Below are 14,213 nucleotides of genomic sequence, written 5' to 3'. Positions count from 1 at the left end.
TCAGCTCCTTGCGTCGGCGAACAGCCGCGTCAGGATGGCTTCGTAGACCCGGCTCAGGTCATCCAGGTCTGCGGCGCGCACGCGCTCGTCGACCTTGTGGATGGTGGCGTTGAGCGGGCCAAGTTCCACCACCTGGGCGCCTAGCGTGGCGATGAAGCGACCGTCGGAAGTACCGCCGGAGGTGGACAGCACCGGGGTGGTGCCGGTGACGTCGCGGACGCCGGCCACGGCGGCGTCGACCAGCGCCCCTTCGCGGGTCAGGAAGGGCTGGCCGTTGAGCGTCCAGTCGATCTCGAAGTCCAGGTCGAAGCCACGCAGGATGGCCTCGGTGCGCTCGCGCAACTCGGCATCAGTGGTCTCGGTGGAGAAACGGAAGTTGAAGGTGGCCTCGACCTCGCCCGGGATCACATTGGTGGCACCGGTGCCGGCGCGCAGGTTCGAGATCTGGAAGCTGGTGGCAGGAAAGCAGTCGTTGCCGGCATCCCAGTGTTCGTTGGCGAGGGCGTCCAGCGCCGGCGCGATCTGGTGAATCGGGTTACGCGCCAGGTGAGGATAGGCCACGTGGCCCTGGATGCCGCGGACCTTGAGCACGCCGCCCAGCGAGCCGCGCCGGCCGTTCTTGATCACGTCGCCCAGGCGCTCGGTGGAAGAGGGCTCGCCGACGATGCAGTAGTCGAGGCGTTCGTTGCGCTCGCGCAGGTGCTCGACCACCGCACGAGTGCCATCCACCGCCGGGCCTTCCTCGTCGGCGGTGATCAGAAAGGCGATGCGTCCGGGGTGATCGGGGTGGGCGCTGACAAAGCGCTCCACCGCCGTGACCATGGCGGCCAGACTGCCTTTCATGTCGGCGGCGCCGCGACCGCGCAGCATGCCGTCGTCATCGATGATCGGGGCAAAGGGCGGGGTCTGCCACTGGTGCTCGGGTCCGGTGGGTACCACGTCGGTGTGGCCGGCGAAGGCCAGCACCGGGCCGTGGTGACCGTGCACCGCCCAGAAGTTTTCCACTTCGCCGAAGGGCAGCGACTCGATGTTGAAGCCCAGGCGCTCGAGGCGTTCGATCATCAGCGCCTGGCAGCCCATGTCGTCCGGGGTCACCGAAGGACGCCGCAACAGCTCGAGGGCAAGCTCCAGGGTGGGCGAGAGTGTCTCGGTGGTCGCGGGGGCGTCGGTCGGTGCAGGCAAGTCGGTAGTCGGCATAGCGGTCTCGAAGAAAGGCGGCGGCCAGGGCCGCCGCGCTCGGGATCAATTGTGGGCGTGCAGCGCTTCGTTGAGGGCGATGGCGCTCTTGTTGGTCAGGCACTCGATACGGCCGTTGGTCGAGTTGCGACGCAGCAGCAGATCGTCCTGGCCGGCCAGTTCGCGGGCCGCCAGGGTGCGTACTTCCTGGCCCTGGTCATCGAGCAGGGTGACCTTGGCGCCGGCGGTGATGTAGAGCCCGGCCTCGACGGTGCAGCGGTCGCCCAGCGGGATACCGATACCGGCGTTGGCGCCGATCAGGCAGCCTTCACCCACCGAGATGATGATGTTGCCGCCACCTGACAGGGTACCCATGGTGGAACAGCCACCGCCCAGGTCGGAGCCCTTGCCGACCACCACGCCGGCCGAGATACGGCCCTCGATCATGCCCGGGCCTTCGGTGCCGGCGTTGAAGTTGACGAAGCCCTCGTGCATCACCGTGGTGCCCTCGCCCAGGTAGGCGCCCAGACGCACCCGTGCGGTGTCGGCGATGCGCACGCCATTGGGCACCACGTAGTCGGTCATCTTGGGGAACTTGTCGACACAGTCCACCGACAGGGTGCGACCTTCCAGGCGGGCCTTGAGGCGGCGTGCCGGCAGCTCGATGATGTCGATGGCGCCTTCGCTGCTCCAGGCAATATTGCGCAGCAGACCGAACATGCCGGTGAGGTCGAGCTGGTGCGGCTTGACCAGGCGATGGGACAGCAGGTGCAGCTTGAGGTAGACCTCCGGGGCGCTCTGGGGCGGCAGGTCCTCACTGATGAAGGTCGCCACCAGCGGACGCTGGCTGGCGCTGAGGCTGGCGGCCAGTTCGGCCTGCTCCGGGTGGCCGGCGTCGCGCAGGGCGTCGGCCAGGGCCTGGCAGTGTTCCGGCAGGAAGCTGACGGCGGCGGTGCCCTGGGGCGCGTCGAGTACCCGGGCGGCGGCCTCTACCAGGCTGGCGTCGGGGGCGAGCAGCGGCGCCGGGTAGTAGACCTCGAGCCAGTCGCCCTGGGTGTTCTGGGTGCCGATGCCGAGTGCAAAGCTGTGCATGCCGTATGTCCTTTTCGTAGGTACTGGAATTCGCAAAGAGGGGCGAAAAATTAGAGGTCGTCGTAGTCGCCGTCGCGATAGCCGACCAGGATGTCGTCGCCGGTGTCGAGCAGCGGGCGCTTGATCAGGGTCGGGTTGGCGAGCATCAATTCGCGGGCCTTGTTGGCGTCGACGTCGTTCTTGTCGTCCTCAGGTAGCTGGCGCCAGGTGGTGCTGCGCTTGTTGAGCAGGGTCAGCACCGGCACCGACTCGAGGAAGTGCTCGAGCAGGGCCGCCGATACGCCATCGGCGCGCAGGTCATGGACCTGGTAGGGGTGGCCGCTGCCGTCCAGCGCCTTCTGGGCCTTGCGGCAGGTATCGCAGTTCTTGATCACGTAGAGCGTCAGCATGGGGCCCGTCCTCAATGTTCGTTGGTCGTGGCGTCGGTCGGGATCAGCCGCGTGCGAGCAGGTCGCGGATGCGCTCGGCCGCTTCCCGAGTGGGGGCCAGTTCGTCCACCAGTGCCAGTCTCAGCCGACCGGCGCCCGGGTTGGTGCCGTCGCTGCCGGTTCTGCCCATGTAGCTGCCCGGCAGGACGCTGACGTGGGCCTCGGCGTAGAGTCGCCTGGTGAAGGCGGCGTCGTTACCGTCGGGGACCGCTGGCCACAGATAAAAGCTAGCCTCGGGGGCGGGAAAGTCCATCACCGGTGCGAGGATCTCGGTGACCGCGGCGAACTTGGCGCGGTAGGCGTCTCGGTTGTCGCGCACGTGGGCTTCGTCGGACCAGGCGGCGATCGAGGCCTGCTGGATCGGCAGCGCCATGGCGCAGCCGTGGTAGGTGCGGTAGCGACGAAAGCGGCTGATCAGCTCGGCGTCGCCTGCGACGAAGCCCGAGCGTAGCCCCGGCAGGTTCGAACGCTTGGACAGCGAGTGGAACACCAGGCAGCGGTGATAGTCGTGGCGCCCCATGGCGGCGGCGGCCTGCAACAGTCCCGGTGGGGGAGCCTGCTCATCCAGGTACAGCTCCGAGTAGCACTCGTCGGAGGCGATGATGAAGTCGTGCTCGTCGGCCAGGGCGATCAACTGCTGGAACTCTTCGATCGGGGTCACCGCGCCGGTGGGGTTGCCCGGCGAACACAAGAACACCAGCTGCACCTGGCGCCAGGTGTCGGCGTCGACGGCCGAGAAATCCGGGCGGAAGTCGTTGTCGGCACGGCAGTCGAGGTACAGCGGGGTGCCGCCGGCCAGCAGGGCGGCGCCTTCATAGATCTGGTAGAAGGGGTTGGGCACCGCCACCCGCGCCGGGCGTGAGCGATCGAGACAGGCCTGGACGAAGGCGAAGATGGCCTCGCGGGTACCGTTGACCGGCAGCACCTGGCGCTCGGCGTCGAGCCCGTCCAGGCCGAAGCGGCTACTGGCCCAGTCGGCGATGGCCTGACGCAGCTCGGGCAGTCCGGCGATGGCCGGATAGCGGGCGAAGTCATGCTGATGTCGGGTCAGGGCGTCGAGTGCCGCCTGGTAGGGCGCATGCTGTGGCTCGCCGATGGTCAGCGGACGATGGGCGAGGTCGGCTGGTGGCGTCAGGTCCGCCTTCAGCGCCGCCAGGCGCTCGAAGGGGTAGGGTTGCAAGGCGTCGAGATCAGGGTTCATGGGGTCCAGGCGCGCCCTTGGGGCGTCGTTGTCATCACGGGAGTGGGTGCCGTCGGCGCGGGGCGCGACCGGGCATCGATTATAGGGAAGGGGCGTACCAGCCTCAAATCGACGCGCCTTGCCTGCTGTGTGATTCAGGTCAGCTCGGCGGGGCCGCTAGACACTGAGGACGTCGATCAGCCGTTCGCGCAACTGCTGCTGGCGCTCGGGGTCGGTGATCGGTCGGCCTTCGCGGTCGGTGACGTAGAAGACGTCCTCGACGCGCTCGCCGAGGGTCGCGATCTTCGCCGCCGACAGGGTGATGCCCTGCTCCATGAAGATACTGCCGACCCGAGCCAGCAGGCCGGGCCGGTCCGGTGCGGTCAGCTCCAGCAGGGTGCGCTCGCCACCCGGGTCCTGTTCGATGGCCACCTGGGTGGCCACCTTGAAGTGCTTGAGCTGGCGCGGGGTGTGGCGGGTAACGATGGTCGGGTAGTCGTCCGGGTCGTCGAGCTCTTCGACCAGGTGACGGCGAATCTCCTCGAGGCGGCTGGCATCGCGGATCGGCTTGTCGTGGTCATCGAGCACGATAAAGGTGTTCAGCGTCCAGTCGTTGAGCGAGGTGGCGATGCGGGCGTCGTGGATCGACAGCCCGAGCTGCTCCATGGCGGCGGCGGTGGCGGCGAACAGGTCATCCACCGAACGGGTATGGATAAATACCTTGGTCCCGCCCTCGGCCATGTCGTCGGTGGGCGCGTTGATCAGGATAAGCGGCAGCTCGCTGCCGGCGTGGGCCAGCATGCCCTGGGTCTGCCACACTACCTCGCTGGAGGCGTACTGCAGGAAGAAGTCCTCGCCGAGCGACTCCCACAGGGCGTCGACCCGCGCCATGTCGGCGCCGATCGTGGCCAGCAGCGAGTGCGCCTCCTCACGGGTCTCGCGGACCCAGTCGGCGCGCTCCAGCGGGTTCTCGAGGCCACGCCGCAGTGCCCGCCGGGTCTCGGCGTGGAGCTGGCGCATCAGCGAGGCGCGCCAGCCATTCCACAGGGTGGGATTGGTCGCGGTGATGTCGGCCACGGTGAGGATGTACAGGTAGTCCAGGCGGGTCTCGTCGCCGACGCTGGCGGCGAAGTCGCGAATCACCTCAGGGTCGGTGATGTCGCGCTTCTGGGCGATCATCGACATCAGCAGGTGGTTTTCCACCAGCCAGCTGACCAGTCGGGTATCACGCTGACTGAGCCCGTGGCGTTCGGCGAAGTCCTCGACCTCGCGGGCGCCGATCAGCGAATGATCGCCGCCGCGGCCCTTGCCGATGTCGTGGAACAGCCCGGCGATCCACAGGATCTCCATCTTCGGCGCCTGGTGGATCAGGGTCGCCGCCACCGGGAACTCCTTCTTCGCCTCGGGCTTGCGGAAGCCGTGCAGGCACTTCAGCAGGCGCAGGGTGTGGGCGTCCACGGTGTAGATATGGAACAGATCGTGCTGCATCAGGCCGACCGCCTGGCCGAAGGCCGGCAGATACTTGCCCAGCACCCCGTAGCGATTCATCCGGCGCAGCTGGCGGGCGACATTGCCACCGGAGCGCAACAGCGCCATGAACAGCGCCTGGTGACGCGGGTCGTTGCGGTAGCGGTCGTCCATCAGGTGGCGATGGTCGCGGATCAGGCGGATGGTGTCGGCGCGTACGCCTTCGATCTCGGGGTGCTCGGCCATCAGGTAGAACAGCTCGAGCAGCGCCGCCGGCTGGTCGCGGAACAGGGTCCGCGAGCGCACCTGGATGTAGCCGCCGGCGATCTCGAAACGCTCGTTCAGCGGGGTCACGCTGATCGGGGTGTCGGGCCTCAGGATCTGTTCGTCGAAGTGCTGCAGCAGCATGTCGTTGAGCCCGGCCAGGGCGGTGACATGGCGGTAGTAGCGCTTCATGAACTGTTCCACCGCCAGGCGCTCGGGACTGTCGCGGTAGCCGAACAGCTCGGCGATGGTGTTCTGGTGGTCGAACAGCAGCCGATCCTCGGCGCGCCCGGTGAGCATGTGCAGGGCGTAGCGGACCTGCCACAGGAAGGCCTGCCCCTGGCTCAGGATGCGGTGCTCGGCATCGTTCATGAAGCCCTTGGCGACCACGTCCTCGTAGGACTCGGTATCGAAGTGGCGCTTGGCCACCCAGCCGATCATCTGGATATCGCGAAGCCCCCCGGGGGAGCTCTTGATGTTCGGCTCGAGGTGATACTCGGAGTTGTTGAAGCGGTAGTGGCGGGTGATCTGCTCCTGCCACTTGGCCTCGAAGAAGCGGTCTGCCGGCCACATGCGCTCGCCGGACAGGCGCTCGCGCATGGCCTGGCGCAGGGCCTCGCGGCCGGCCAGGGTGCGTGACTCGAGCAGATTGGTGATGACGGTAACGTCGGCCGTCGCCTCGCGCTCGCAGTCGTTGAGCGAGCGCACGCTGTGGCCGATCTCGAGACCGATGTCCCACAGGAAGGTGATGAAGGCGGTCAGCGGCTCGCGGTAGGGCGTGTCATCGTCGTCCTCGAGCAGGAACATCAGGTCGATGTCCGAATGAGGATGCAGCTCACCGCGGCCGTAGCCACCCACCGCCAGTAGCGCTACACCATCGTCCAGGCCTGGCTGGCGCGCCCAGGCCAGCGCCAGCAGCTGGTCCAGGCACCAGGCCCGTCCTCGCACCAGGTCGCGGATGTCGGCGCCGCCGAGGAAGCGCTCGTCCAGCCGCGACTGGATCTCCTTGAGCGCGCCCTTGAAGGGCGCGATGGGGGAGCGCTGGCCCTCGAGCTGGCGAGCGAAGTCGTCGAAGTCGAACAGCTCGAATTCCGGTGCGAAGCGATAGTGGTGCAGCAGCATGGGCTCTCAGCGCTCGAGGAAGGACAGGTCTTCGTCGGAACGGGCGGTCAGCACCTCGACCCCCGTCTCGGTCACCAGCAGGGTGTGCTCCCACTGGGCGGTCAGCCCCTTGTCCTTGGTCACGGCGGTCCAGCCATCGCGCAGTACCTTGGTGCGATGGTCGCCGACGTTGATCATCGGTTCGATGGTGAAGCACATGCCGGCGGCCAGTTCGATATCCGCCTCGGGGGCGTAGCCGTCATAGTGCAGCACCTGGGGGTCCTCGTGGAAGCCGGCGCCGATGCCGTGGCCGCAGAAGTCACGCACCACCGAATAGCCGTTGGCCTTGGCGTGGCTCTCGATGGCCTGGGCCAGCTCCGACAGGCGGGCACCAGGGCGCACCAGCGCCATGCTGCGGTAGAGGCACTCCTGGGTGACCCGGCACAGCCGCTCGCCCTGGATGGTCTCGCCGATGATGAACATCACGCTGGAGTCACCGTGGTAGCCGTCGGCGGTCCTTACGGTGATGTCCATGTTCATGATGTCACCCTTCTTCAGCTTCTTGCTGTCGTCGGGGATGCCGTGGCAGACCACGTGGTTGATCGAGGTGCAGATCGATTTGGGAAAGCCGTGATAGTTGAGCGGCGCCGGGGTGGAGCCGAGCTCGTTGACGATGTAGTCGTGGCACAGCTTGTCCAGGTGGCCTGTGCTGACACCGGCTTCCACGTGGGGGGCGATCATCTCCAGCACACTGGCGGCCTGGCGGCCGGCTTCGCGCATCTTCTCGATTTCTTCGGGCGTCTTGATGGGTACGTTCATGGAATCTCGGTCTGGGTGGTGTCGCCCCGGCGCAGGCGGCTGAGCCGAGTCGCTGGCTCGCGGCGACGATGACCGCGGCGACTCCGGGGAGGGACGCGTCGAGGTGCGCGAGACGTTGGGCGACTTCAATTCGAAGGTCATCCATGGTATAAAGCTGCGCGCTTTCCTGCAATCGCCGTTCCTTGCTGGTGTTTTCGTCGAGACCCTGGTCTTGCGATCGCCTGCAACGGGATAGCCCGCTGGCGAGCGACAAACAGTAGAAGAGGTCTCCATGACGGAGCCTCGCGCCTTGAAAACACACACGCACCGACACATGGTCCCGGGTGCCTGAGGGAAACCTCTGGTCGGATCCATGGGGTGCGTGGAGGCCTAACCCGATTTTTCAGGAGTCATCCATGGCACACGTCAATATGCGTGACCTGCTCAAGGCAGGCGCACACTTCGGTCACCAGACCCGTTACTGGAACCCGAAGATGGGCAAGTTCATCTTCGGCGCTCGTAACAAGATTCACATCATCAACCTCGAGCATACCCTTCCGGCGCTCAACGAGGCGATCGATGTGGTCGAGAAGATGGCCGCTTCCAACAACAAGATCCTGTTCGTCGGTACCAAGCGTAGCGCGAGCAAGATCATCAAGGAAGAAGCGAACCGTGTGAGTCAGCCGTTCGTCAACCACCGCTGGCTCGGCGGCATGCTGACGAACTACAAGACCATTCGTCAGTCCATCAAGCGTCTGCGCGAACTCGAAACCATGCACGAAGATGGCACCTTCGAGAAGCTGACCAAGAAAGAAGTCCTGATGGCCACCCGCGAGCAGGACAAGCTCGAGCGTTCCATCGGCGGTATCAAGGACATGGGCGGCCTGCCGGACGCACTGTTCGTGATCGACGTCGACCACGAGCGCATCGCCATCAACGAGGCGAACAAGCTGGGCATCCCGGTCATCGGTGTGGTCGACACCAACTCCGATCCGGACGGCGTCGACTACGTGATCCCGGGCAACGATGACTCCATCCGCGCCATCCAGATCTACGTCAAGGCCATCGCCGATGCCTGTGGCCGTGCGAAGGAAGGTCGCCCCGATGAGTTCGTCGAAGTGACCGACAGCGAAGGCGACGCCGCCGCTGCCGCTGCCGAGTAAGCTTCGGCCCGCCTGGGCCAGCCGATCGCGCAAGCGATCCACGCCGGACAGGCGCAAAGGGGGCCGTGGCCCCCTTTTCTCTACTTCAGGCCCGCGGTAATACCGAGGGTCTCTCCGACACCCAGGTCGAACCATTTAGAGGTGAATACCATGGCAGCTATCAGCGCCTCCCAGGTCAAGGAACTGCGCGAGCGTACCGGGCTCGGCATGATGGAGTGCAAGAAGGCACTCACCGAAGCCGGCGGTGACATCGAGCAGGCCATCGAGGATCTGCGCAAGAACTCCGGCCTCAAGGCCGCCAAGAAGGCCGGTCGTACCGCCGCTGAAGGTGTCGTCGTCACTCGTGTGGCCGAAGACGGTGCCTACGGTGTGATGGTCGAGATCAACTCCGAGACCGACTTCGTTGCCCGTGACGACAACTTCAAGGCCTTCGCCGACAAGATCGCCGACGCCTTCTTCGCCGCCAAGAGCGACGACGTGGCCGCGGTGACCGAAGGCGAGCTGGAAACCGCCCGCGAGCAGCTGGTGCAGAAGATCGGCGAGAACATCGGCGTGCGCCGTGCCGTCGTCGTCGACGCCGCTGAAGGCAACCTGGTGGGTGCCTATGTGCACGGTGGCCGTATCGGCGTGCTGACCGAGCTCAAGGGCGGCACCCAGGAAGCCGCCAAGGACGTGTCCATGCACGTTGCCGCGATCAACCCGACCGTGGCCCGTCCTGAGGACATGCCCCAGTCTGCCCTCGACGAGGAAAAGGCCATCATCCTGGCTCAGCCGGACATGGCTGGCAAGCCTGAGCAGATCGCCGAGAAGATGGTCCAGGGCCGTCTGAAGAAGTACCTGGCCGAGAACAGCCTGACCGAGCAGCCCTTCGTCAAGGACCCGAACCAGAGCGTGGCCGAGTTCGTCAAGGCCGCCGGTGGTGAAGTGGTCGGCTTCACTCGCTTTGAAGTGGGCGAGGGCATCGAGAAGGAAGAGGTCGACTTCGCCAAGGAAGTCATGGAACAGGCCAAGCGTAGCTAAGGTCCAAGGTTCCAAACTGTGCCTGCACAGTGTAATGATGGCGTGCGCGAAAGCGCACGCCTTCGTGTATGCGTCAGCGGTGGGTGTCTCGCGGCCTGACCGACCGCCACCCGACCCAGTCAAGCCCAAAGCGGAGAAATGCCATGAGCAGCGTCGATTCTTCCCCCCTGTCCAAGTCCGAGAAGCCCCGTGCCGCGGTGTCGAAGTACAAGCGCATCCTGCTGAAGCTCTCGGGTGAGGCGTTGACCGGGGATGCCGACTTTGGCATCGACCCCAAGGTACTGGACCGCATGGCGCTGGAGATCGGGCAACTGGTCGGTATCGGTGTCCAGGTCGGTATCGTGGTCGGTGGCGGCAACCTGTTCCGCGGTGCCGCCCTGCACGAGGCCGGCATGGAGCGCGTGACCGGTGACCACATGGGGATGCTGGCCACGGTGATGAACGCCCTGGCCATGCGTGATGCGCTGGAGCGCTCGAATATCCGTTCGCGAGTGATGTCGGCCATTCCCATGAGCGGCGTGGTGGAGCACTACGATCGGCGCACGGCGATTCGCTACCTGACCTCCGGTGACGTGGTACTGTTCTCCGCCGGTACCGGCAATCCCTTCTTCACCACCGATTCCGCCGCCTGTCTGCGCGGTATCGAGATCGACGCCGATGTGGTGGTCAAGGCCACCAAGGTGGATGGCGTCTACAACAAGGATCCGGTCAAGTTCGACGATGCCGTGAAGTACGACGAACTGTCCTATGATGACGCCCTCGATCAGAAGCTCGGGGTGATGGATTTGACCGCGATTTGCCTGGTGCGGGACCATGACATGCCGGTCCGGGTCTTCAACATGAACAAGCCTGGCGCCCTGCTCAACCTGGTGGTGGGCGGCAAGGAAGGCACGCTGATTCACAGAGGGTGACATCGTGATCAACGAGATCAAGAAAGACGCAGAAGCAAGAATGCAGAAGACCGTCGAGTCGCTGCATCACAACCTGAACAAGATTCGTACCGGTCGTGCTCATCCCAGTATTCTGGACGCGGTGCAGGTCGAATACTACGGTTCCATGATGCCGCTCAACCAGGTGGCCTCGGTCAACGTCGAGGACGCCCGCACCCTGGCCGTGGTGCCCTGGGAGCAGAGCATGGTGCCGAAGGTCGAGAAGGCCATCATGACCTCCGACCTGGGCCTCAACCCGGCGTCTGCCGGCAACGTGATCCGCGTGCCGATGCCGATGCTGACCGAGGAGACCCGCAAGGGCTACATCAAGCAGGCGCGTCAGGAGGCCGAGAACGCCCGGGTGGCGATTCGCAACGTGCGTCGTGACGCCAACAACGACCTCAAGGCGCTGCTCAAGGACAAGGATATCTCCGAGGACGAGGAGCGTCAGGGCGAGGACGAGATCCAGAAGATCACCGATCGCTTTGTCGCCGAGATCGACAAGACCCTGACCGCCAAGGAAGAGGACCTGATGCAGGTCTGAGGCGCCCTGGCGATACCCGTACCGGCCTGCCTGTGCGGCCGGGAGGGGGCGCGATACCGAGCGGTCACGCCTGGCGTGGCCGGTCGGCCGCTGGGTACTACGTCGTTCAGCGATCCCTGGCGACCCCGCCATCGGTCATACTGTCTGGACTCCCCGGGTCAGGGATGCCTCGGGGCCTGATTCAACCGTCATGCGAGACACCATGAAGTCAACGCCGTCTCCCGAACTCCGCCCGTTACCGCCGACCGCGAGCCTGCCTCGCCATGTGGCGGTGATCATGGACGGCAACAATCGCTGGGCCAAGGCGCGCGGCCTGTCAGGAGTGCGTGGACACCACGCCGGCGTGGAAGCGGTCAGGGCCGTCATTCGTCGGGCGGCGGAGCGCCGCATCGAGACGCTGACGCTGTTCGCCTTCTCCAGCGAGAACTGGAAGCGCCCGGCGGCCGAGGTCAACGCCTTGATGGAACTGTTCCTGATGGCGCTCAAGCGTGAGGTCAAGAAGCTGCACGAGCATGACATCCGGCTGTCGGTGATCGGCGATACCTCGGGGTTTTCCTCGGCCATCCAGAAGCGCATCGAAGAGGCCGAGCGACTGACCTGCGACAACCAGGGGCTGCGCCTGGTGATCGCCGCCAACTACGGTGGTCAGTGGGACATCGCCCGGGCTGCGCGGCGGTTGGCCGAGCGAGTGGCCGCCGGCGAGCTCGACCCCGGCGCCATCGACGAGCAGGCGCTGGCCGATCAGGTCAGTCTGAGTGACGCCGCGCCGGTGGATCTGTGCATTCGCACCAGCGGTGAGCGGCGCATCTCGAACTTCCTGTTGTGGCAGCTGGCCTACGCCGAGCTGTACTTCACGCCCGTCCTGTGGCCGGACTTCGATGGCGAGGCCTTCGATGACGCCCTGGAGGATTTCTGCCGGCGCAAGCGCCGCTTCGGCATGACCGACGAACAGCTCGAGGCCCAGGGTGCTTAGACAGCGGATCATCACCGCAGCCTGGCTGGCGCCGCTGGCGCTGGCCGGGCTGTTCGGTCTGGAGGGCGGCCCCTTCGCTCTGTTTACCGCCGCCATCGTGGTGCTGGCGGGCTGGGAGTGGGCCAATCTGGCGGGGCTCGAGCGCGGGGCCTCGCGCCTGCTGCCTCCGCTGGTGCTGGCCCTTGGCATGGCGCTGCTGTGGCATTTCGGCCAGCACCTGGCGCTGTGGCCGCTGGTCATTGGCGCGCTGGGCTGGGCGCTCAATCTGTGGTGGGTGCTCGGTCATCCTGGGCGCAGCCATCAGTGGTCCTCGCGGGCGATGCGCCTGGCCATGGGAGCCTGGGTGCTGCTGCCGACCTGGGTCGGCTTCAATCTGCTGCGCGAGAGCGGCAGCGCCTGGCTTCTGTTCGTGCTGCTGCTGGTGTGGGGTGCCGACATCGGCGCCTACTTTGTCGGGCGTGCCCTGGGGCGGCGCAAGCTGGCACCCAACGTCAGCCCCGGCAAGTCCTGGGAAGGCGTCTATGGGGGCATGGCGGTCACCGCTGCGCTGGCGCTGGTGTTCGCGCTGTGGCAGCAGCTGTCGCTGTCGGCCGGTCTGGCGCTGGTGGCGTTGACCCTCGGCGTGACCCTGGTGTCGGTGCTCGGCGATCTGCTCGAGAGTATGCTCAAGCGCCATCGCGGCCTCAAGGACTCCAGCGCGCTGCTGCCGGGGCACGGCGGGGTGCTCGATCGCATCGACAGTCTTACCGCGGCGGTCCCGGTGTTCGCCCTGTTCTTTACCTGGCTGGTGCAAGCATGACGGCATCTGCAGTTTCTGCCTCGTCCCAAACCTCTTCGACCACCATCAAGGGCGTCTCGGTGCTCGGTGCTACCGGCTCCATCGGAACCAGTACCCTGGACGTCATCGCCCGCCACCCCGACCGCTATCGGGTCCACGCTCTCACCGCCCATCGCTCCCGCGAGGCCCTCTATCGTCAGTGCCTGACCCATCGCCCCGACGTGGCGGTGCTCGGCACGCCGACCGACGCCGACTGGCTGGCCACGCAGCTGAAAGAGGCCGGGCTTGCCACCGAGGTGCGTCACGGCGAAGCGGCCCTGGCCGAGGTGGCAAGCGCCCCTGAGGCCGAGGTGGTGATGGCGGCCATCGTCGGCGCGGCGGGCCTGTTGCCGACGCTGGCGGCGGTGCGGGCCGGCAAGCGCGTGCTGCTGGCCAACAAGGAGGCCCTGGTGATGTCCGGGGCCCTGTTCATGAAAGCGGTGGAGCAAAGTGGTGCGGCGCTGCTGCCCATCGACTCCGAGCACAATGCGATCTTCCAGTGTCTGCCTGGCCAGCATCGTGGGGGACTCGGGCGCCACGGCGTGACTCAGCTGCTGCTGACCGCCTCGGGCGGCCCCTTTCGTGGATTCGATGCCGAGCGTCTGGCCCGGGTGACCCCGGATGAGGCCTGCGCCCATCCCAACTGGTCCATGGGGCGCAAGATCTCGGTGGACAGCGCCACCCTGATGAACAAGGGGCTGGAACTGATCGAGGCCTGCTGGTTGTTCGACGCCCGCCCCGAGCAGATCCAGGTGGTGGTGCATCCCCAGAGCGTGATCCATTCCATGGCCGCCTACAGCGATGGCTCGGTGCTGGCGCAGCTCGGCAATCCCGATATGCGCACCCCCATCGCCTACGGCCTGGCCTGGCCCGAGCGGATCGAGGCAGGGGTCGAGGCGTTGGACCTGTTTCAGGTGGCCAGGCTCGACTTCGAACCCGCCGACGAGGCCGCCTTTCCGTGCCTGCGGTTGGCCCGTGAGGCGATGGACGAGGGTGGGCTGCAGCCGGCGGTGCTTAATGCTGCCAATGAGGTGGCGGTCGAGGCCTTTCTCGACGGGCGGCTTGGGTTCACCGAGATCCCCCGGCTGGTCGAGGCGGTGCGCGCAGGTGCCCCCGGTGGTGGCGCCGATGATCTGGAGGCGGTACTCGCCGCCGACCATGACGCCCGCGCGCGTGCCCGTGCCTGGCTGGAGGCGTTGTGATGATCGCGCACCCGGTTGAACCTTTTGCCTTTGGCGCTGCCGGAGCCTGGGAAGCGGCG

The 14,213-nt window shown here is 66.1% G+C and carries 13 protein-coding genes; 7 read left to right on the top strand and 6 right to left on the bottom strand.

The annotated features are described in order from the left end of the window. The 6 genes from dapE to map form a co-directional block, all read right to left on the bottom strand. Entirely contained in the window at positions 1-1,197 is a 1,197-nt protein-coding gene (dapE, locus tag NFH98_RS16965) for a succinyl-diaminopimelate desuccinylase (RefSeq protein WP_045991192.1), read from the bottom strand. A 45-nt stretch (positions 1,198-1,242) separates the two neighbouring features. Further along, positions 1,243-2,268 carry a 2,3,4,5-tetrahydropyridine-2,6-dicarboxylate N-succinyltransferase gene (gene dapD, locus NFH98_RS16960; protein ID WP_108132279.1) on the bottom strand — a complete coding sequence of 342 codons (1,026 nt, stop codon included), beginning with the start codon at positions 2,266-2,268 and terminating at the stop codon, positions 1,243-1,245. 50 nt (positions 2,269-2,318) lie between these two features. Next, on the bottom strand, positions 2,319-2,657 hold the full coding sequence (locus tag NFH98_RS16955; RefSeq protein ID WP_045991190.1) for an arsenate reductase: 339 nt from the start codon (positions 2,655-2,657) through the stop codon (positions 2,319-2,321). Between the two features lie 43 nt (positions 2,658-2,700). Then, entirely contained in the window at positions 2,701-3,897 is a 1,197-nt protein-coding gene (gene dapC, locus NFH98_RS16950; protein ID WP_349622972.1) for a succinyldiaminopimelate transaminase, read from the bottom strand. A 156-nt stretch (positions 3,898-4,053) separates the two neighbouring features. Continuing rightward, entirely contained in the window at positions 4,054-6,729 is a 2,676-nt protein-coding gene (locus NFH98_RS16945; protein ID WP_348814852.1) for a [protein-PII] uridylyltransferase, read from the bottom strand. Between the two features lie 6 nt (positions 6,730-6,735). After that, a complete protein-coding gene (gene map, locus NFH98_RS16940; protein ID WP_348814851.1) occupies positions 6,736-7,527 on the bottom strand; it encodes a type I methionyl aminopeptidase in 792 nt (263 codons plus the stop codon). Between the two features lie 395 nt (positions 7,528-7,922). Here map and rpsB point away from each other — a divergent pair, with 395 nt between their 5' ends. The 7 genes from rpsB (at position 7,923) to ispC (ending at position 14,154) form a co-directional block, all read left to right on the top strand. Further along, positions 7,923-8,669 carry a 30S ribosomal protein S2 gene (rpsB, locus tag NFH98_RS16935; protein ID WP_045991186.1) on the top strand — a complete coding sequence of 249 codons (747 nt, stop codon included), beginning with the start codon at positions 7,923-7,925 and terminating at the stop codon, positions 8,667-8,669. 150 nt (positions 8,670-8,819) lie between these two features. After that, the gene (gene tsf, locus NFH98_RS16930) at positions 8,820-9,689 is read left to right on the top strand and encodes a translation elongation factor Ts (RefSeq protein WP_045991185.1); all 870 of its coding nucleotides are present in this window, start codon (positions 8,820-8,822) and stop codon (positions 9,687-9,689) included. Between the two features lie 143 nt (positions 9,690-9,832). Further along, positions 9,833-10,600 (top strand): UMP kinase, encoded by a 768-nt coding sequence (gene pyrH / locus NFH98_RS16925; protein ID WP_045991184.1) that lies wholly within the window; start codon positions 9,833-9,835, stop codon positions 10,598-10,600. A gap of 4 nt (positions 10,601-10,604) precedes the next feature. Next, positions 10,605-11,162 carry a ribosome recycling factor gene (gene frr / locus NFH98_RS16920; RefSeq protein ID WP_045991183.1) on the top strand — a complete coding sequence of 186 codons (558 nt, stop codon included), beginning with the start codon at positions 10,605-10,607 and terminating at the stop codon, positions 11,160-11,162. Positions 11,163-11,364: 202 nt separating this feature from the next. Further along, complete coding sequence (gene uppS, locus NFH98_RS16915; protein WP_045991283.1) at positions 11,365-12,135, top strand: polyprenyl diphosphate synthase; 771 nt, start codon at positions 11,365-11,367, stop codon at positions 12,133-12,135. Beyond that, entirely contained in the window at positions 12,128-12,934 is an 807-nt protein-coding gene (locus tag NFH98_RS16910; RefSeq protein ID WP_045991182.1) for a phosphatidate cytidylyltransferase, read from the top strand. The genes uppS and NFH98_RS16910 overlap by 8 nt, the downstream gene beginning before the upstream one ends. Beyond that, a complete protein-coding gene (gene ispC / locus NFH98_RS16905) occupies positions 12,931-14,154 on the top strand; it encodes a 1-deoxy-D-xylulose-5-phosphate reductoisomerase (protein WP_108449741.1) in 1,224 nt (407 codons plus the stop codon). Before NFH98_RS16910 ends, ispC begins: the two co-directional genes overlap by 4 nt. Positions 14,155-14,213 lie beyond the last annotated feature (59 nt).

Origin of the sequence: Halomonas sp. H33-56, assembly GCF_040147035.1 — a bacterium.
GTDB classification, from domain to species: domain Bacteria; phylum Pseudomonadota; class Gammaproteobacteria; order Pseudomonadales; family Halomonadaceae; genus Halomonas; species Halomonas litopenaei.
The sequence above is the reverse complement of the archived record's forward strand: the minus strand, read 5'-3'. Positions and strand labels throughout refer to the sequence as shown.